Source organism: Martinezella miluonensis (assembly GCF_900094545.1).
In the GTDB taxonomy this organism is placed as follows: Bacteria; Pseudomonadota; Alphaproteobacteria; order Rhizobiales; family Rhizobiaceae; genus Rhizobium; species Rhizobium miluonense.
In genome coordinates this window covers 118,166-137,229 of the sequence record NZ_FMAH01000005.1, presented here as the reverse complement: position 1 = coordinate 137,229, position 19,064 = coordinate 118,166, and the positions used below count along the sequence as shown (strand labels likewise).

The 19,064-nt window shown below is 60.6% G+C and carries 20 protein-coding genes and 1 pseudogene; 5 read left to right on the top strand and 16 right to left on the bottom strand.

Annotation, left to right across the window (positions count from 1 at the left end):
* Positions 1–2 precede the first annotated feature (2 nt).
* Both GA0061102_RS07610 and GA0061102_RS07605 read right to left on the bottom strand, forming a co-directional pair.
* The gene (locus GA0061102_RS07610) at positions 3–284 is read right to left on the bottom strand and encodes a YiaA/YiaB family inner membrane protein (RefSeq protein WP_092845527.1); all 282 of its coding nucleotides are present in this window, start codon (positions 282–284) and stop codon (positions 3–5) included.
* A gap of 37 nt (positions 285–321) precedes the next feature.
* Positions 322–1,011, bottom strand: a complete 690-nt coding sequence (locus GA0061102_RS07605) for a PspA/IM30 family protein (RefSeq protein ID WP_092845525.1) — start codon at positions 1,009–1,011, stop codon at positions 322–324.
* A 110-nt stretch (positions 1,012–1,121) separates the two neighbouring features.
* Here GA0061102_RS07605 and GA0061102_RS07600 point away from each other — a divergent pair, with 110 nt between their 5' ends.
* Positions 1,122–1,730 (top strand): TetR/AcrR family transcriptional regulator, encoded by a 609-nt coding sequence (locus GA0061102_RS07600; RefSeq protein ID WP_092845523.1) that lies wholly within the window; start codon positions 1,122–1,124, stop codon positions 1,728–1,730.
* Between the two features lie 15 nt (positions 1,731–1,745).
* Here the strand turns inward: GA0061102_RS07600 and GA0061102_RS07595 are convergent, their stop codons facing one another.
* The 9 genes from GA0061102_RS07595 to GA0061102_RS07560 form a co-directional block, all read right to left on the bottom strand.
* Entirely contained in the window at positions 1,746–2,504 is a 759-nt protein-coding gene (locus GA0061102_RS07595; RefSeq protein WP_245297941.1) for a polysaccharide deacetylase family protein, read from the bottom strand.
* Positions 2,505–2,832: 328 nt separating this feature from the next.
* A complete protein-coding gene (gene minE / locus GA0061102_RS07590; RefSeq protein ID WP_004124753.1) occupies positions 2,833–3,093 on the bottom strand; it encodes a cell division topological specificity factor MinE in 261 nt (86 codons plus the stop codon).
* On the bottom strand, positions 3,090–3,905 hold the full coding sequence (gene minD, locus GA0061102_RS07585) for a septum site-determining protein MinD (RefSeq protein WP_092845520.1): 816 nt from the start codon (positions 3,903–3,905) through the stop codon (positions 3,090–3,092). The genes minE and minD overlap by 4 nt, the downstream gene beginning before the upstream one ends.
* Before the next feature lie 29 nt (positions 3,906–3,934).
* A complete protein-coding gene (gene minC / locus GA0061102_RS07580) occupies positions 3,935–4,666 on the bottom strand; it encodes a septum site-determining protein MinC (protein ID WP_092845519.1) in 732 nt (243 codons plus the stop codon).
* A 52-nt stretch (positions 4,667–4,718) separates the two neighbouring features.
* Positions 4,719–4,862 carry a hypothetical protein gene (locus GA0061102_RS33115; protein WP_167667928.1) on the bottom strand — a complete coding sequence of 48 codons (144 nt, stop codon included), beginning with the start codon at positions 4,860–4,862 and terminating at the stop codon, positions 4,719–4,721.
* 117 nt (positions 4,863–4,979) lie between these two features.
* Entirely contained in the window at positions 4,980–5,396 is a 417-nt protein-coding gene (locus GA0061102_RS07575; protein ID WP_092845518.1) for an organic hydroperoxide resistance protein, read from the bottom strand.
* A gap of 188 nt (positions 5,397–5,584) precedes the next feature.
* On the bottom strand, positions 5,585–6,907 hold the full coding sequence (locus GA0061102_RS07570; RefSeq protein WP_092845516.1) for a sensor histidine kinase: 1,323 nt from the start codon (positions 6,905–6,907) through the stop codon (positions 5,585–5,587).
* Complete coding sequence (locus GA0061102_RS07565) at positions 6,904–7,644, bottom strand: response regulator (protein ID WP_092845514.1); 741 nt, start codon at positions 7,642–7,644, stop codon at positions 6,904–6,906. The genes GA0061102_RS07570 and GA0061102_RS07565 overlap by 4 nt, the downstream gene beginning before the upstream one ends.
* A 114-nt stretch (positions 7,645–7,758) precedes the next feature.
* Positions 7,759–8,811 (bottom strand): alpha/beta fold hydrolase, encoded by a 1,053-nt coding sequence (locus GA0061102_RS07560; protein WP_092845512.1) that lies wholly within the window; start codon positions 8,809–8,811, stop codon positions 7,759–7,761.
* Positions 8,812–9,170: 359 nt separating this feature from the next.
* Between GA0061102_RS07560 and GA0061102_RS07555 the strand changes: the two genes are divergently transcribed.
* Both GA0061102_RS07555 and GA0061102_RS07550 read left to right on the top strand, forming a co-directional pair.
* The gene (locus tag GA0061102_RS07555) at positions 9,171–10,943 is read left to right on the top strand and encodes a cytochrome c biogenesis protein DipZ (protein ID WP_092845510.1); all 1,773 of its coding nucleotides are present in this window, start codon (positions 9,171–9,173) and stop codon (positions 10,941–10,943) included.
* 50 nt (positions 10,944–10,993) lie between these two features.
* Positions 10,994–11,752 (top strand): alpha/beta fold hydrolase, encoded by a 759-nt coding sequence (locus GA0061102_RS07550; RefSeq protein WP_092845508.1) that lies wholly within the window; start codon positions 10,994–10,996, stop codon positions 11,750–11,752.
* Between the two features lie 51 nt (positions 11,753–11,803).
* Here GA0061102_RS07550 and GA0061102_RS07545 read toward each other — a convergent pair whose 3' ends face one another.
* Both GA0061102_RS07545 and GA0061102_RS07540 read right to left on the bottom strand, forming a co-directional pair.
* Positions 11,804–12,421 carry an O-methyltransferase gene (locus GA0061102_RS07545; RefSeq protein ID WP_092845506.1) on the bottom strand — a complete coding sequence of 206 codons (618 nt, stop codon included), beginning with the start codon at positions 12,419–12,421 and terminating at the stop codon, positions 11,804–11,806.
* A 144-nt stretch (positions 12,422–12,565) separates the two neighbouring features.
* A complete protein-coding gene (locus GA0061102_RS07540; RefSeq protein WP_092845504.1) occupies positions 12,566–13,480 on the bottom strand; it encodes a LysR family transcriptional regulator in 915 nt (304 codons plus the stop codon).
* A 94-nt stretch (positions 13,481–13,574) separates the two neighbouring features.
* Here GA0061102_RS07540 and GA0061102_RS07535 point away from each other — a divergent pair, with 94 nt between their 5' ends.
* Together GA0061102_RS07535 and GA0061102_RS07530 are read left to right on the top strand one after the other, a co-directional pair.
* A complete protein-coding gene (locus tag GA0061102_RS07535) occupies positions 13,575–14,990 on the top strand; it encodes an aldehyde dehydrogenase family protein (protein WP_092845660.1) in 1,416 nt (471 codons plus the stop codon).
* Positions 14,991–15,109: 119 nt separating this feature from the next.
* Complete coding sequence (locus tag GA0061102_RS07530; protein WP_092845502.1) at positions 15,110–15,604, top strand: cytochrome b; 495 nt, start codon at positions 15,110–15,112, stop codon at positions 15,602–15,604.
* Between the two features lie 20 nt (positions 15,605–15,624).
* Here the strand turns inward: GA0061102_RS07530 and solA are convergent.
* From solA to GA0061102_RS07515, 3 genes and pseudogenes are all read right to left on the bottom strand, one after another.
* A pseudogene (gene solA, locus GA0061102_RS07525) lies at positions 15,625–16,772 on the bottom strand (N-methyl-L-tryptophan oxidase).
* A 1-nt stretch (position 16,773) separates the two neighbouring features.
* Positions 16,774–18,279: an HAL/PAL/TAL family ammonia-lyase gene (locus tag GA0061102_RS07520; RefSeq protein ID WP_092845500.1), complete on the bottom strand. Its 1,506-nt coding sequence runs from the start codon at positions 18,277–18,279 to the stop codon at positions 16,774–16,776.
* Positions 18,276–19,052 (bottom strand): ABC transporter ATP-binding protein, encoded by a 777-nt coding sequence (locus GA0061102_RS07515; RefSeq protein ID WP_092845498.1) that lies wholly within the window; start codon positions 19,050–19,052, stop codon positions 18,276–18,278. The genes GA0061102_RS07520 and GA0061102_RS07515 overlap by 4 nt, the downstream gene beginning before the upstream one ends.
* Between the last annotated feature and the right edge of the window lie 12 nt (positions 19,053–19,064).

The window sequence follows — 19,064 nt, the reverse complement described above, 5'->3', positions numbered from 1 at the left end:
GTTTAGTCCTGACCGTCACGATTGAACTTAACCAAGAGCTTCTCCGTGCGAGCATCCTCTACCTTGCGGATCAGCTTGTCAGCCTCGGAATTGTCGCGAACCGTCTTGGTAACATTGACCGTCGTCTGCACCAGCATCAGGATGCCCATGGCAAGATAGCCTTTGCCCCAGAGGTCGATCGGCATCATGTAGAGGCCGACGAAAAGCATGAAAGCAGCGGCGGCGAAAGAGATGTAGGAAAAGCTCACCCAAGCCTGGGAATGTTTCTGGAAACTGTCGTTCATGATCGTACCCTCTCTAATCTGTTTGATGTGTTCGGTTTCAGGCTGCTGAATTCATGCGTTCGCGAAGGCGGGTCAGCACCTCGTCGGCTGAAGGACTGAGCGGGGCTCCGAAGCCGGCATTGGCAAGCTTTTCGACAATGGTTGCCGGCCGGCTCGCTGCGTCCATTTCCTTCATGACGGAAGCTGCGACCTCGCAGCGGTTCTGGTAGGCCTGAAGACGGGCAAGCGTTTCCTCCGCATCGTCGAGGGTCGCGAGGCCCGACTTGTCGTCGCAGGCGACATTGAGCTTCTGTGTCTGCTCGGTAGCGCGGGCCAGCCGCTCGCCGCGCTGCAATTCCTGCAGCCGCACTTCCGATGCGCGAACGGTTGCCTTGAGCTTGCCGATCGTCTGGTTGAATTGCGCCTGCGCCTTCTCGGAAGCATCGCGCTCGGCTTCGAGCTGGGCGATCGCCTCGGCGGCTTCCAGGGCAAGCTCGTCATTGCCCTTCTGCAAGGCGGCAACGGCGCGAGTTTCCAGGTCGGCGATGCGACCGACGATCGCTGAATAATGGCTCTTTTCCTGCTCATTCTGTGCAACGGCAATTGCCACTGCCCGCCGTGCCGACTGAATGGCGACGGCCGCGTCGCGGATCTGCTGCGCAAGCAGAGGCACGGCATTGCGATCGATGAATGCCTGCTCCGCATCGTAAGCTCTACCGCGGATGAGCGTCAGAATTGAATTGAACATTTGTCGTCTCCCGTTTATGAACGATGTTCACGAAATGATGTATGCCAGAATCATGAACGCCGTTCAAGAAAAATTTTGAACAACGTTCAAAAATCGGATTGGAATGGTCAATGGCGAGAAAAACCCTGGAAAAGCGCGAGGATCTGAAGCTGCGGCTGATCGAGGCGGCGCGCAATCGCATAGCGGCCGACGGGCTTTCCAACCTGCGGGCGCGCGACGTAACGCAGGATGTCGGCTGCGCGCTTGGAGGTCTCTACACCGTGTTTGCCGATCTCGACGATCTGGTCATTCACGTCAATTCGGCGACGCTGAAGGGGCTCGAAGCTTCGCTAACTCTGGCCGAGGTCAAGGATCACACGCCCACCGACCGTTTGCGCAATCTCGCGCGCGGCTATTTGCGGTTTGCCGTCACCCACCGCAATCTATGGAAGGCGCTCTTCGATCACCGGCCACCGGACAATCGTCCGAGCCCGGAATGGCATCTTGAGGAGCATATGTTCCTGATGGGCGTCATTGCCGAACCGCTTGCCGAACTGCAGCCGACCATGTCGGAGACGGCGCGCGCTATTCGCGCGAGAACCCTGTTCGGCGCCGTTCATGGCGTCGTCAGCATCAGCCTCGAGGGGCGGTTTGTCGGTCTGCCGGTCGAAAGCCTGGAACGGGAACTCGACGACTTCATTCTGACCGTGGCGGCCGGAGCTGCGGCAAGGCAGGCCTAGGCAAATTCTCGCGGTTCAGGGATTCGACGGCGCATAGTCCCTGATATCGCCGAAAGCATAGCCGCGCTGACGAAGCGTGCGGGTGAGCGCCTGCAGGTTTTCCTGGCCGTTGAACTGGTCCTGGAACATTTCGTCGTGCATCAGCAGGATCATCTTGCCGCGTTGCGTGAAGCGGCCGTATTGAAAGAGGTGGTCGATTTCGCTGACCAGACGGTCCACCGATTGAACGGGCTTGCCGTCGTCGCTGTGTACCCATTCGAAATCCCAGCCGTAGAGATAGAAGCCCGCTTCGGCAACGAACTCATAGTCCAGCCACTCGCGCTCCCATTGGGCGACATTGATGGACAGATCCTCTCTCGAGACAGTCGGAAGCCGAAAGACGTCCCTGCCCGGCAGCCGCGCATGGACGATCGGCTTCAGGCCAAGAACGTCATTGGCATGAAGCATGTCCGCCACGACGGCCTGAGTGTTGGAGTAGTATTTCCTGTAGCGATTGTTGGCGTGACTGTAGCTATGGTTGCCGATGGTCACCAGCGACATCGCCTTGGCTTCGGCCAGCAGCTCGCGCCCGGCCGGAATGGTCTCGACATGCAAGCCGACCATGAACATGGCGGCGGGCACATTTTCCTGGCTCAGTACCGAGAGAATGTTCTTCGTTCCGGGCAGCGGCCCGTCGTCAAATGTCAGAAAGATCGTCTTGTCCGCAGCCTGGGCGCCGACCGCGCATGCCACGAGAAAAATGCCGGCAAGCATCCATCTGAACAACGCACTCATCAGGTCATGCACTTCGCCCAAGCTGCCGCCCCCCGCATCATCTTTGCAAACTGGCATATCGCGCTGGACAAGAAAAGTGCCACGAATGCGAGAAAAGCAAAGGGCGCTCTACCCATTTCTGGGGAGCGCCCTTGCTTTTTTAACCCGGACAGCGAACACCGGCTCGACACAGAAATGTCAGCACGGCAGGCCATCGATACAGGTGATGGCCTGCAGATAATAGCGAATCGCACCCTTTGCAAGGGTAAACTTCGAGAAAATTCAGAATTCCGCCGCTTGGGATCTCAAGCGGCGGAATTCGCACATATGTACCCAGCCTGAGCTTCCGTCAGGCCGCCTTCAAGGCGGCGTCTCGCGGGATCTCGACGTCGATCTCCAGCATGGAGACGTCCTTGTCGCGATCCATCTTCACCTGCACCTTATCGCGATCGACCTGGACGTGCTTGGCGATGACGGCGAGGATTTCCTCTCTCAGCACGGATACGAGATCCGAACCCACAGAGGCACGCTCATGGGCAAGGAGAATCTGCAGACGCTCGCGCGCCATCGGTGCAGATCTCTGCTTGCGAAACAGTTTGAAAATGCTCATGCGGCCCTCCTTGCGAAGATCTTGCCGAAGATACCCCGCTTCTCGCCGGGGATGGTGACCGGCAGCTGCTCGCCGGCAAGACGGCGTGCGGCTTCGAAATAAGCAAGCGCTGGCGCGCAGCGCGCATCGGCGAGCGTGACGGGCGAGCCGAGGTTGGAGGCGCGCAGAACGTCCGTGCTTTCAGGAATGATGCCGAGCAACGGAATGGAGAGGATCTCCAGCACATCATCGACCTTCAGCATGTCGCCGCGCTCGGCGCGGGCGGCATCAAAGCGGGTCAAGAGGAGATGCTTTTCCATGCGCTCGCCGCGCTCGGCCTTCAGCGTCTTGGAGTCCAGCAGGCCGATGATGCGATCGGAATCGCGTACCGAGGAGACTTCCGGATTGGTGACGACGACGGCGACATCGGCATGACGCATGGCAAGCGTTGCACCGCGCTCGATACCGGCCGGGCTGTCGCAGATGACCCAGTCGAAATAGTTCTTGAGCTCGTTGATGACGCGCTCGACGCCCTCGGGGGTAAGATTGTCCTTGTCGCGGGTCTGCGAAGCCGGCAGGAGGAAGAGCGTCTCCAGCCGCTTGTCGCGGATCAGCGCCTGCGGCAGCTTGGCATCGCCATGAATGACGTTGACGATGTCGTAGACGACGCGCCGTTCCGCACCCATGACCAGATCGAGATTGCGCAGGCCAACGTCGAAATCGACCACGACGACCTTTTCGCCCCTCTGCGCCAGAGCCGCCCCCAATGCGGCAGTCGAAGTCGTCTTCCCAACTCCGCCCTTGCCTGATGTGACGACGATTACCTTGCCCATCTCGCTCTCCTGTTTTGGCCGGCTTCGGCTCAGATTAGTTTTTCAGCCATGATCGTTTCACCATCCAGCCAGAGCTGAACAGGCTGCCCTCTGAGGCTGGGTGATACGTCTTCTGCCATTTTGTAAATTCCATCGATCGCCAGCAGCTCGGCTTCGAGCTTGCGGCAAAAGATTCGCGCCGAGGCATTGCCGATCGAGCCCGCCATGGCGCGGCCGCGCAGGGCGCCATAGATGTGGATGGATCCACCCGCGATGACTTCCGCACCGGATGCCACCGAACCGATGATGGTGACATCGCCCTCGGGAAAGATCACCGACTGGCCGGAACGCACCGGCTCGCGGATGATCAGTGACTGCGTGACTGGCCGGACTTCCGGAGGCGGCGCCTTCGGCTCGCTGTTGCGACGCTCCACCACAGGCTCCGCCTCGGTGATCTCAAAATCGGCAGCCGGACGCCCACCTTTCAGCATCGGCGGCATGCCTGGCCCGGCGATCGACGGACGACCGCCCTCGATGCCCATGATGCTGACGTTGCGGGCCGAAAGCTCGCCGATCAGCTCCTTCAGCTGGGCGCGGTCTATCGGCAGATCGGTGATATCGAGCACAACCGGCCGCCCCAGAAAGAAGCCGGCCGAACGGGCTGCGAGATCATCAAGCCTGATCAACCACTGGTCCAGCGGAAGATCCGGCGAAAGCATGACCGCTAGGAAGGAGCGGCCCTTGATACGGATCGAGCGAGCGTCTGTTAGCACTTTGGTCATCTATGTAAATAAATCGTTGACCTTGTGTACCGCTCATATGGTTAACAAGTGGTTAACGCGAGGCTCCATTCGAGCCCGAACCGCCCCATAAAACGGCGATGCTCGCGAGCGCCGAAGGCTCGCTGGAGCTCGGATCGTAGACGCATGGAGCGGCGAAAATCGCAGCTCCTGCAAGGAGAAGAATGATCGGCTTCATGAAATCCTCCGGGCGCAAGGCAGACGTTGCCTTGCTGATGACTCGATGCGAAAAAATTAACGATTCTGCGCGCCGCGCCTTCCGAAACGACGCGCAATATCAGCGTACAGGCGATTCTCAGGCGAGCTTCAGCTCGACATTGATGTTGCCGCGAGTCGCCTTCGAATAGGGGCAGGTCTGGTGGGCTTCCTCGACCAGCGTGCGTGCGAGTTCGGGCTCGATGCCGGGCATGCTGATGGTCAGGCGGGCCTGCAGGAAATAGGCGCCTTCCGTGGTGCCAAGATCCACCTCGGCATTGACTGCCAGATCGGCGGGAAGCTTAATCTTGCGCTTGCCAGCGGCAAGGCCCATTGCGCCGATGAAGCAAGCCGACCAGCCGGCTGCGAAGAGCTGTTCGGGATTGGTGCCGGCATGGGCGCTGCCGGGAGGCGAAAGCTTGACCTCCAGCTGGCCGTCATCGCTGCGCGCGGAGCCGTCGCGGCCGCCGATGGTATGCGTTCTTGCCGTGTATAGAACCTTGTCGATCTTGGTCATGGAACACTCCTTTGTTGCGTCGCCCGGTTTGCTGTGTCGTCTGGGGCGACGTCCGTTGACGGAGTGTTTTTTGATGGATCGACGTATCCGGCATGTTTCCGGAATCGCCGGAAGTGTTACAAAACGTAGGCCGTTGCAGACCGGATACAATTGCTTACAAAGAGCCTGTAAATCTTCAGTCGGATCAATCAGGAAATGACGACTTCGGCCGCCAGACCGCCGCCATCGCGGTTATAGAGCCTGACGGAACCGCCGAGCGTCTGGGCCAGCTGCTGGGCAATCGCAAGGCCAAGCCCGGTGCCGCCCGTATTGCGGTTTCGCGACTGTTCCAGCCGGAAGAAGGGCTGCATCGCCGTTTCTATCTGGTCCTGCGGAATGCCTGAGCCGCGATCCAGCACTGTTATGACAATCTCGCCCTTATCCCTGCGCTCCACAGCGATTTCCGCCGCCCCGGCGAATTTCAACGCATTGTCGATGAAATTGGTGAGGATGCGGCGAAGCGCATGCGGCTTCGTCGTCGTCGTCCCCTGAACAAGACCAAGGATCTCGACGGATTTGCCGGTGTCCTGATAGTCGTAGCAGATGCTTTCGACAAAGGAGGCAAGGTCGATGCGGGAGCTCTTCTCGCCATTGCTATGGGCGCTGCGCGCATAGGCTATCCCATCCTGCACCAGACGCTCAATCTCGCCGAGATCCTGCAGCAGCTTGGTTTTCTCAGGCGAATCATCGGCAATATCGGCGCGCAGGCGCATGCGCGTGATCGGCGTCTGCAGATCGTGCGAGATGGCCGCGAGAATCTGAACGCGCTCCTCAAGATAATGCGCTATCCGGTCCCGCATTGCGTTGAAGGCCTTGGCGGCGTGGGCCACCTCGCTCGGCCCGCCATCGCTCAATGCCGGTCCCTTCTTGTCGGGATCGAGCGCGTCGGCCGCCGCCGCGAGCTCAGCCAGTGGACGAATCGCCAGACGGACGGCGAACCAGGTACAAAGGACGATCACCAGCATCTGCACGACAAAGACGTAAGGCAGCCAGTTGGCGATGGGCATGATACCCTTCGGCACGATGTCGATGGTCAGCGGACTGCCGTCACTCAGGTTCAGATGCGCCTGCAGGCGCATGATCGGACCGGGTATCGATTCGACATGGATGGGAAAACGATGGCCGACGGCATCCTCTATCTTGGCGGCGATCTCCGCGCTGCGGGTGGACGTATCGGGCACGCCCGGCAGCCCTGTCCCCAGCTCGAAATTATAGTTGCCGCGGCTCAGCCAATCGACGAAATTCGCCCTTTCTCCCGCCGGCAAGCGGTCGAGCACGGCGATCGAGGTCGCGACATCGCGCTCCAGCGTACCGAGCATGACGGCCTTCGCCGACATGTAGCGCTCCAGGTACAAAACGCTGAAGGAGAGCCCGTAGGCGATCGCAAGACCGAGCAGCAGGATGATGAAGATGCGCGAGCGCAAGGTGCTGGGCCATGACAGACCCCGAGGCTGCAGGGCCACCGTGCTCATGAGCGCAACTCCGCGATCTCCACCGGAACCGAGAAGACATAACCTTCGCTGCGCACCGTCTTGATATAGGTCGGCTCGCGCGCATCGTCGCCCAGGCGCTGACGAAGACGGCTGACAAGCAGGTCGATCGAGCGATCGAAGAGATCGGCATCGCGACCCTGCGTCAGGTTCAGCAACTGATCGCGATTGAGCACTCGCTGCGGGTGGTCGATGAACACGCGCAGCAGGCGATACTCGGCGCCGCTCAGGGTAATTTCCGTTCCATCCCGGTCGAGCAGATGGCGGCCGACCGTATCGAGCCGCCAGTCCCCGAAGACCAGCAATTGTCCGGCTTCGCTGATCTGCAGATTGGGCGGCAGCATGCGGGTGCGCCGAAGAACGGCCTTGATGCGGGCTAGAAGTTCACGGGCGGCAAACGGCTTGGCCAGATAATCGTCGGCACCCATCTCCAGGCCTAGGATCCGGTCCATTTCGTCGCTGCGCGCCGTCAGCATCAGGATGGGCGTCGCCTTGTGTTTTCCGGCGCGAAGCTCACGACACAGTACCAGGCCGTCGTCGCCCGGCATCATCACATCGAGCACGATCAGATCGACCGAATTGGCCTCGAGAAAGCTGCGCATCTGCCGGCCGTCGGCGGCCGTCGTCGCCCTCAAGCCGTTCTTCTTCAGATAGCTCGACACCAGCTCACGGATTTCCCGATCGTCATCCACGATCAGGATATGGTCGACATGTTCCATCCTCATTTTCCATTCATCATCGTAAGCGGCAGCCTACGAATATTCATTCTCTTGTCGCGCCAACGGCAGAAGGCGCCAGCTTACGCCGGCGCCCTGTCGCACACTATCGCCGAACTAGAAACGATCAACATCTATCACAGCCTGCGCAAAGGCTTGCGGCGCTTCCTGGGGAAGATTGTGCCCGATGCCGCCGGTGATGGTGCGATGCTCATGTTTGCCGGAGAACTTGCCACGATAGGCTGACGGCTCCGGATGAGGCGCCCCGTTGGCGTCGCCTTCCATGGTGATTGTCGGGATCGAAATCACCGGTCCTGTGGCCAGCTTCTTTTCATAGGTATCGAACTTGGTCTCGCCTTCGACGAGCCCCAGGCGCCAGCGGTAGTTGTGGATAACGATATCGACATGGTCGGGATTGTCGAAGGCGGCAGCCGAGCGATCGTAGGTGGCGTCGTCAAAGGCCCATTGCGGCGAGGCGGTGTGCCAGATCAGCTTTGCGAAATCGTGGCGGTTTTCCTGATAGCCGAGGCGGCCGCGCTCCGTGGCGAAATAGAACTGATACCACCAGGCAAGCTCTGCCTTCGGCGGCAGGGGCTTGCGGTTGATTTCCTGGCTGCCGATGAGATAGCCGCTGACCGAGACCAGCGCCTTGCAACGCTCGGGCCAAAGTGCCGCCATGATGTCGGCGGTACGGCCGCCCCAATCGTAACCGGCAACAACGACCTTTTCGATCTTCAGTGCGTCGAGAAGCGCGATCATATCGGCGGCAAGGGCTGCCTGCTGACCGTTGCGCGGGGTTTCCTTCGAAAGGAAGCGGGTGGTCCCATAGCCGCGAAGATAGGGAATGATGACGCGGTAGCCGGCACCGGCAAGCAGCGGGGCGACATCGACGAAGCTATAGATATCGTAAGGCCAACCATGCAGCAGCAGCACGACCGGGCCATTGGCGGGACCGGCTTCGGCGTAACCGATGTTGAGCACGCCCGCATCGATCTGCTTCAGCGCATCGAAAGAAGTATGGCTGCCGGCCTTGACGGCGGGCAGCGTCGAAGCGGAAGGCTTCGCTTCTTCGGCGTCGGCGATGGCGGGCAGACCAAATTCGGCAGCCGCGACGGCAATTGCGGCAATGCCGAAGAAGCGGCGGCGGGTGTGATTGATTTCCTCAGACATCTGTCTCTCCTGTCGATTGGATCGTGAGCTTGAGAAAGCCAGCCGCATGTATCGCCGGTGTGTCGCAAGCGGCCGTCTTTTGAATGATTATGTAGCTTCCGGCACCCAAGATACAGTCTGATACAATCCGCCGCTCTTGGCGGAACAGCCGTGGTAGGCCGCTGAGCCAGCGGCAAAATCGCGCCGGCATCGCCAAGTTTGTATCGCAGTGTATCGAAGCCGAAGAGATTGACGTTTCGGTACATTCTCCCATCGACCCCGACACATTCGAGATACGTCGCCACCGGCAGATGACGTCAACGCTGAGGACGGCCCATCGCCGCCGCCAGCCGGTCAATCGCTTCTAAAGGAGCAAGACGATGACGCTTCTCATCATTGCCTATCTCGGCGGTGCGCTGACGATCTTAAGTCCATGCATTCTGCCCATTCTCCCCTTCATCTTTGCCCGGGCCGGACAGCCCTTCGTCAAGAGCACGCTGCCCATGCTTGCAGGCATGGCGCTCACCTTCGCATTCGTCGCAACCCTTGCTGCGGTCGGCGGCGCCTGGGCCATCCGCGCCAATGAATATGGTCGCCTAGTGGCAATCGTCCTGCTTGGGCTCTTCGGCCTCAGCCTGATTTCGCCCCGCATAGCCAGCGCTCTATCGCGGCCCGTCGTCGATCTCGGCAACAATCTCCTGAATGCCGCCGGCGCGCATCGCACGACTGCAAGCGTCAGAAGCTCCTTCGTGCTCGGCATTGCGACAGGTTTGCTCTGGGCGCCCTGTGCCGGCCCGGTCCTCGGGCTCGTTCTGACGGGCGCCGCCTTGAAGGGTGCCAATCTGCAGACGACATTCCTGCTGCTGGCCTATGGCGCCGGTGCTGCGACCTCGCTTGCCGTTGCACTCTTTGCCGGCGGCAAGATCTTTGCCGGCATGAAGCGGTCTCTCGGCGTCAGCGAACGCATCCGCCAGCTTGCAGGGGCCGCCGTTCTGGCAGGCGTTGCCGCCATCGCGCTTGGCCTTGACACCGGCCTGCTTGCTCGCCTCTCTTACGCCAGCACGGGTTCCTTCGAACAGGCTTTGCTGGAGAAGCTGCACCCCAAGGCTTCAGGTCCCGAAACCGAGGTTGCCAGCAATGGCGCGGTAGTCCCCGCCAGCGATGCGGCCCGCCCGTTCCATAGCGACCTTCCGGTAGAAGGCCCCGCGCCTTCCCTCGATGGCGCGGTCACCTGGCTGAACTCCGAGCCGCTGACGACAGCTGAGCTTCGCGGCAAGGTGGTGCTCGTCGACTTCTGGACCTACTCCTGCATCAACTGCATCCGCACCATCCCCTATGTTCGCGCCTGGGCGGAAAAGTATAAGGATCAGGGCCTCGTCGTGATCGGCGTCCACGCTCCGGAATTCGCCTTCGAAAAGAATGTCGATAACGTCAAGAAGGCGATCGCCGACTTCAAGATCGGTTATCCGGTCGCAATCGACAACGACTATCGCATCTGGCGCGCCTTCGAGAACAACTACTGGCCCGCTCATTATCTGATCGATGCCAAGGGACAGGTCCGCTACCAGCACTTCGGCGAAGGCAATTATCGCCAGACCGAACAAGCGATCCAGGATCTCCTGCGCGAAGCCGGCAGCGACATGGCCCAGAGTGCCCCTGTCGTTCCAGACGCAAAGGGTGCGGAAGCAAGCCCTGACCTCAACCATATCCGCTCCGGCGAAACCTATGTCGGCTATAAGCAGGCAACGGGCTTCGTTTCCCCTGAACCCGTGAAGGCAGACACTGCAGCCGACTATTCTGTTGCCAATCCCGGCCTCAACCAATGGGGACTGGCAGGAACCTGGACCGTCGGCCCGGAGCAAGCATTACTCGACAAGGCAGGCGGCGGCATCAGCTACCGCTTCAGCGCCCGCGACCTGCACCTCGTCCTCGGGCCATCAGCTGATGGAAAGCCGATCCGCTTTCAGGTGACCGTGGATGGAAAGGCGCCTGGCGCCGACCACGGCGCCGATATCGATGCCGCCGGAAATGGCACTGTGACTGCGACCAAGCTCTACCAGCTTGTCCGGCAGTCCGGCGATGTCACCGCCCATAACTTCGAGATCCGATTCCTCGACCCCGGGGTCCAGGCCTACGCCTTCACCTTCGGCTGAAATTCCTCCTCTACCTAAAGCATGAACCACAACTGATAGGAGTCACACCCATGAATACCCGTTTTCTTTCCATCGCCGCCCTTGGCCTTGCCGCAAGCACCGTGGCATTTGCGGCGCAGGCAGCCGAGATCAAGAACATCGTCATCGTCCACGGCGCCCTTGCCGACGGCTCGGGATGGCGCAAGACCGCCGATATCCTTGAAAAGGATGGCTTCAAGGTCACCGTCGTCCAGGAGCCCATCACCTCGCTCGCCGACGATGTCGCCGCAACCAATCGTGTGCTCGACCTTCAAAACGGGCCGAGCCTGCTCGTCGGCCACAGCTATGGCGGCATTGTTATCACCGAGGCCGGCAACCGGCCGGATGTTGCAGGCCTCGTCTATGTCGCCGCATTCCAACCTGATAAGGGCGAAAGCCTGATCGGTCTTGCGAGTTCCAAACCCGCAGGCAGCATGAATATCCGCGAAACGAAGGACGGCCAGTATCTCTATATCGACCCGACGACCTTCGCGGCGGATTTTGCCGCGGACTTGCCGAAAGACGAAGCCGATTTCCTCGGAAAGTCGCAGGTTTTCGCCTCCAAGGCAGCCTTTACGGCCAAGGTCAGCGATCCTGCCTGGAAGGCGAAGAAGAGCTGGGCAGTTGTCGCCAGCGATGATCGCTCCATCAATCCGGAACTTGAGCGCAGCATGGCAAAGCGTGCCGCCAGCGACGTGACCGAAATCAAGGCAAGCCATGCCGTCTTCGCATCGCAGCCGGAAAAGGTTGCCGCCGTCATCGAAAAGGCAGCCAAGGACGCTGGCAAGTAACAACAAACCGGCGGCGGCCTCCTGAACAAAGCCGCCGCCGATCTCTGTGCTTTACACGGGATCGTAGCGACTGACTTCGATCCCGGAGCCGACCGGCAATAGAACGGACGTGATCCCCGGCTTGGCGCGAACGGCCTCGCCATAGCGCTTCACGTCTTCATTGCCGGGCATGAACATATTGTCGGCAACGATGATCGCGCCGGCATTGAGCTTCGGATAGAAGGCCTCCAGGCAAGGAATGTAGAGATCCTTCCACAAATCGACGAGAACGAAGTCGACACCGGACGGCAGCGTCTTGATCATCTCGACGGCATCGCCGATCTGAAAGTCGATGTGCTCCGAGAGCCCCGCCTTCTCTGCCATTTCCCTGGCAAACTTGGTCTTGTAGGCATGCAGCTCCATGGAAATGAGCCTTCCGCCGCTGGAGCGTGCAGCCTCTGCAAGCCAGATGCCGGAATAGCCGAAGGACGTGCCAAGTTCGAGAATGGTCGGCGCTTTCAGGCTTTTCGCCACTATGTTGATGAAACGACCGGTCTCGGGGCCGACGGCTCTCAACCGGCGATCCTGACCACCATCACGTCCACCCGGCGGCACTTCCCTGGGTTTGCTCTGCTCTTCGCGAATAAGCTCATGATAGGCCTCAAGGACGGCTTCGATCTTCTGATCCATAACAAACTCCTCATTGAGTCAGTCGCTTACCGGCGTGCGATTGTGCGGGCTGCGTCATCAAGCACGGTGGCAATCGCCTGACCGACACCGTGATCGAACATCTCGATATAGTTCGCAATATATAGCGAGGTGCCTGCATGAAATTTAATCTTCCGGCCGCGAGCCGCCGGATGCTGTCTGTTCACGGATAAGATCGATAAAGGCACGGAGCCTCGCGGGCATCTGGCGCCGCTGGGCGAAATAAAGGCTGAGCCCCGGATAGGGCGGGCTCCAATCCTGCAACACGGGGATCAAGCTGCCTGCCGCGATATGATCGGCCATGGACGGTTCGCCGATATAGGCAAGGCCCGCCCCTTCGAGAACGGCAGTCAACATCAGGTCGGACGCGTCGAGGGTCAGGCTGCCTGGCGCGTCGATCAGGATCGATTGCCCATGCCGTTCGAACTCCCAGCGATAAAGCTTGCCGCTCGCCATGCGGGCGCGAATGCAGCGGTGCTGCGAAAGATCGCCGGGAGTGAGCGGTCGTGGCCTTTCGCTGAAATAGGCCGGCGATCCCACAACGAGCGAGCGGACCGTGGGGACGATCGGTATCGCCACCATATCCGTCGGGACGGCTTCGGCGAGACGTACACCGGCATCGAAACCCTTGCCAATCACATCGACCAGAGCGTTGTCGGTGACGATTTCGACCTCCACGTTCGGGTAACGCCGCCCATATTGGAGGATAAGGGGGACCAAAAGCATGCGCGCCGCGCCGGGCGCCATGTTGAGCCGCAGCGTACCCGATACCGACCCTGAGGATATGCCGGCGTTCTCGATCGCCCTGTCGATCGCGGCGAGAGCCGGCGCTATATCCGCAATAAAACGTTCACCCGCATCCGACAGTGTCACGCTACGCGTCGTCCTATTGAAGATCCGAACGGACAGACGCTCCTCCAGCGCCGCAACCGCATGGCTGAGCGCCGACGAGGACATGCCGAGTTCGCGTGCGGCGGCACGAAAGCCGCCATGGCGCGCAACAGCCGCGATTGCCTCAAGCTCCGCCAGGCTTGCCTTCATTGCGCAATTTTCCTCATCAGCCTGTCCATCTTTGTCCTACTACACCAATCAAATAGCGCGCTTTACCTTTATCGGAAAGATGAAGGAGACGCTCATGCGCACGATAGATACGATTTACATCAACGGCCGCTTCGTTCAGCCCCATGGCACAGAGCTAGCCCCTCTTTTCAACCCAACCACCGAAGCGCAGATTGGCGCCGTACGCCTTGGAAACGAGCAGGACGTCAACGATGCCGTCGCCGCCGCCAAGGCGGCATTTGCAGGGTTATCGCAAAGCTCCAAGGCCGAACGCATTGCAATGCTGCATGGCTTGCATGAGGCCGTCTCGGCTCGTGCCGCGGACCTCGTCGACGCCATGCGCGAGGAATACGGCGCTCCGGCTGCCTTCATCGGCTTTTCAGTGCCACATGCCGCAACGGCTTTTCTGCACATGGCCGAGACGCTCAATGACTATGAGTTTCGACGCCGCATCGGCCATGCCGAAGTGGAAATGAGGCCCGCCGGTGTCGCCGCCGCCATTACGCCCTGGAACAGCAATTACGGCTTCATCTGCAGCAAACTGGCGACAGCCATCGCCGCCGGTACGACCATGGTCATCAAGCCATCGGAAATGAGTGCGATCCAGACGCAGCTCATCACCGAATGCCTGCACGCCGCCGGCTTGCCGGATGGTGTTTTCAACATCGTCAACGGCTATGGCCATGTCGTCGGCGCCGCCCTTAGCGCCCACCGCGACATCGCAAAGATCAGTTTCACCGGTTCGACAGCCACAGGACGGGCGATCTTGCAGGCTGCATCGATGACCATGAAGCGGGTGACGCTTGAGCTCGGCGGCAAGAGCCCGAACATCATTCTCGATGACGCCGATCTCGATCTCGTCATTCCGCAGGTACTGGCGGCAAGCTTTGCCAATAGCGGCCAGGCCTGCATTGCCGGCACCCGCATTCTCGCTCCCGAAAGCCGTCTCAACGAAATCCAACTACGACTGGCTGATGCCGTTTCGGCGCTCAAGGTGGGCGACGCCAAAGACCCGGCCGTCAGTATCGGCCCAATGGTCAGCCAGAAACAATGGGATCGCGTTCAGTCTTATATTCACCTCGGCCAGGAGGAAGGCGCACGGCTGATCGTTGGCGGGGAAGGACGTCCTGAAGGGCTCGATCGCGGCTGGTTCGTCCGGCCGACGATCTTCTCCGGCGTCAACAACGATATGCGGATCGCGCGCGAAGAGATTTTCGGGCCTGTGTTGTGTGTCATTCCCTATCGCGATGATGCCCATGCCGTCGAGATCGCAAACGACACGGTCTATGGCCTACAGGCCTACGTCTTCTCCTCCGATGTAAAAAGGGCAAAGCGGGTGGCAGAGCAGATCGAGGCAGGCCGCGTCGTCATCAACGGCGCGCCGCACGAGCCGCTGGCACCCTTCGGCGGCTTCAAGCAATCCGGCATGGGCCGCGAATTCGGCGCCTACGGCCTGGAATCGTTTCTCGAGCCGCGTGCCGTGTTAAGCTGACATGCGAGAGCCCCGGAGGACCTCGATGGGTTTCCGGGGCGCCTTAAGCGGCAATGACATTCAGGTTCTCGTTAGAATCATGTTCTACCTTTAGAACAATTCCAATCTAAGGAGATCCGATGCCTGCAAGATCCGCCTACTCCGTTCCGCAACGCATCCTTCATTGGCTTATGGCCATACTCATCTTCTTCAATCTCTTGTTTCCCGATGGCATGAATGCCTGGCGGCGTCTTATTCGCCATGGACAGACGCCGACGCCAGCCGATGTCGCCAGCGCCAATATCCACGCCTATGCCGGTATTGCTATCCTGTTGCTGGCTATCGTGCGCCTTGGCTTGAGGTTGGTATCCGATGTCCCAACGCCGCCGGATGATCAGCCCGCGTTCCTGCATTATATCGCCAGCGTAACGCACTTCCTGCTCTATGCGCTGATCTTCGCAATGCCTCTATCGGGAATAGCAGCCTACTATTTCGGCATCGACACGGCCGCCTTCGTCCATGGCGGTCCGATCAAGTCCCTGCTCTGGGCCGTTGTCGTCCTGCATATACTCGGTGCGCTCGTCCAGCATTTCTACTTCAGGTCGGACGTGCTGCGGCGCATGACGATCGGCTAGACTGGCTGCAAAAATGGCGGCTAAGCCGATTGGCCGCCAAAGTGCTTCTCGAAGGAGAAGAGAGCGGTCGGTAGTGCGCTGCCGCCCTGAAGCGCCAGATCCGCGAGGATTTCGCCCACCACGCTGGTGAACTTGAAGCCATGACCGGAGCAAGCCGAAGAAACAACCACATTCGCCTGCCCCGGCAATGTGTCGATCAGAAAATCCTCGCTCGGCAGCATTGTATAACGGCAGGTCGTCGCCCGCACGCGATATGAGGCCGCGTCCGGTAGACGCTTGCGGGCGAAACTGTCGAGCAGTTCGGTGTCGGTCTCGTTCACGGGCGGGTTGGGCACTTCCGGGTCGATGGGCTCCCGGAAATGCGCGTGGCGGCCGATCTTGACGCCGTCGATGCCGATCGCAGGGAAGCCGAAATAGGAGCCTTCGTCCCCTTCGTCGCGCAGGAAGCAGGGCATGCGCTGCGGCTCCGCCACGAAGCCATCCTTCGGCTGATACCAGGCGACCACCTGTCGGATCGGCTGCGCATTCGCCTTCAGCTGCGGCACAAGCTCTGCAATCCAGGCACCGGTGGCGACGACCACCTTGCGCGCCCGATATCTCCCGGTCGTGGAAATGACGGTCACGCCGGTGTCGTCAGGCTCGATTGCGACAACACGCTCGCCGAAATGCAGCACTGCTCCATCTTCCGCGGCAAGTCTCAAATAGCCCATGATAGCCGCCTCCGGGCGCACATAGCCGCCCTGCGGGTCCAGCAGCCCGATCTCGCCGTCCTCAAGTGCAAAGGCCGGGAAGCGGCGCTTCATGGCATCCTTGTCGAGTATCTCATGCGGCATCCATGCATGTCACAGGATGCACGCGTGCCGCTGACGATCTTGCTGTCGGGCGCGCCGATCTGCAGAACGCCCGTGACGGTCAGGATCTCCGCACGCAGCCTCGCCTCGAGTGAGCGCCAGTTATGATAGGCCCGCTTCAGCAGCGGAACATAGGATGGATCTTCGAAGTAACCCAGCCGGATCAACCGGCTGTCGCCGTGTGACGAGCTGAGGGCATGCGCCGGAAAATGCGCTTCAATGCCGATTGCCGTTGCTCCTCGGGCCGCAGCCGACGACAGAGCAGCGCTCCCCATCGCGCCGAGACCGACAACGGCGACGTCGAATTCCACGGACATTCTATGCTCCAGTTTCACTTTCAGCGGGCGGCGCAGTCTGCGCGATCATGTCCCGCAGGCTCTCCATGTCGGTATTCAATGGACGGTCGTCGCCGTAAAGAGGAACGCGCGAACGGGCCATAGCATAAAGACGATCCGTTCCCGGTGCTCTCGTGGCCTTCGAAGCAAGGAAATCATGCGCCTGCGCCGCCGCCATCAGTTCGATCGCGAGGATATATTCGGCGTTGTCGAGGATCGCGAGCAGCTTGCCGGCGGCCGCCGTCGGATGCGCAAGAAAATCCTCTTGCAGACCCGATGTCAGGCCGCCATCGAGCGAGGCGGGAGCGGCGAGCCGCCGATTGTCGTTGCTGAGTGCAGCAGCCGTATATTGCGCGATCATGAAACCCGAATGGCTGCCGGCATCGCTTGCCAGAAACGGCGGCAACCCGCTGACAAGCGGATTGACCAGACGATCCATCCGCCGCTCACTCATGGCAGCAATCTGCGCGATCGCGATCGCGAGACTATCGGCCGCCTGACCGAGGGCCGGCGCGACGGCATGGGCTTCCGAAGAGACGACAGGCTGTTCGGGCGTACCCGAAACCGCCGGATTGTCCGTTACCGAGGCCAATTCCTGATCCACGATGCGGGCGGTCTGCTCGAAGACATCCCAAGCGGCGCCATGGGCGTGCGGCACCGATCTCAAGCTCAAGGCATCCTGCGTCCGTCGACCAAGGGCTGCGGCAACGAGGCCGCTACCTTGCAGGCGGCTGCGCAGCCTGCGGCCGACCTTGGCAATGCCTGCCGAAGGGCGCAGTGCGAGCACGGCCTCATCGAAGGCCGCCATCTGGCAACCGGCGGCTTCCAGCGTCAACGCGGCGATGGCATCGGCCCAATCGAGCAGGCGCTCGGCGCGGTAGACCGCTAGCGCCGACAATCCCGTGGCGCAAGCCGTACCGTTGACGAGGCTCAGCCCCTCCTTGGCGCCAAGCACCAGGGGGCTGAGACCGATCGTGGCAAGCGCCTGCGCACCGGTCATGGCCTTCCCCTTCACAACAGCCCGTCCCTCGCCGATCAAAACGAGCGCTGTATGGGCGTTGTGGGTCAAATAGCCAGCCGAGCCCTTGGAGGGCACTTCGGGGATGCAATCATGCTCGAGAAACGCCGCAAGATGCCGGATAATCTCAGGCCGCACGCCGGAATGGCCATGGGCGAAATTAGCAATCTGCGCCGCGATGATAGAGCGCACTTCGCACGGCGGCAGCAGAGGACCGACGCCGCAGGCATGGCTCATGATGATATTGCGCGAAAGACGGCTCTGCGAAGCGCGGTCGACAACGGTATCGGACAAGGCGCCGACGCCGGTATTGACGCCATAGGCACGCACGCCCGTCTCGACGATGCGCTCGACGATGCGGCTGGCCTGGTCGACACACTTCCAGGCCGCTTCAGACAAGGTCAGCGGTTCGCCGACGCCGATGCGAGCGACCTCGCGCCAGGATAGAGGCCTATCGATGGTGACGCTCATTGTCCGTTTCCGAAATGACCGATGAACTGGCGGAAGGCCGGCGATGCGCCGCCACCGAACATCTCGTCCGGAGTGCCGGTGCTTTCGACAAGGCCCTCCTTCATGAAGACGACGCGGTTGGAGACATTGCGGGCAAAGCTCATCTCGTGGGTCACAACGAGCATGGTCATGCCTTCCTCGGCAAGAGCGCGCATGACGCGCAGCACTTCGCCGACGAGCTCGGGATCGAGCGCCGATGTCGGTTCGTCGAACAGCATGACCTTGGGCTTCATGGCGAGCGCGCGGGCGATCGCCGCACGCTGCTGCTGACCGCCGGAAAGATGCGCTGGATAGGCATGGCGCTTGTCGGCGATACCGACCTTTTCCAGAAGCGCTTCGGCCTCGGCGATGCAGTCGGAGCGCGAGCGCTTCAGGACATGGATCGGCCCTTCGATCACATTCTGCAGGATCGTCATGTGGGACCAGAGATTGAAGCTCTGGAACACCATGCCGAGCTCGGAACGGATATGATCCACCTGCTTGTGGCTTGCCGGGCGGCTTTGGCCGTTCTTGTGGATCATGCGGATCTGCTCGCCGTCAACCCAGATCTCGCCGTCACTGGCGATCTCAAGCAGGTTGATGCAGCGGAGGAAGGTCGACTTGCCGGAGCCGGAGGCACCGAGCAAGGAGATCACGTCGCCATCCTGGGCATCGAGGGAAATACCGCGCAAAACTTCATGCGTGCCGAAGCTCTTGCGGATGTTGCGAACTGAAAGTCGGGTGACACCTGGCATGATTTGCCTGCT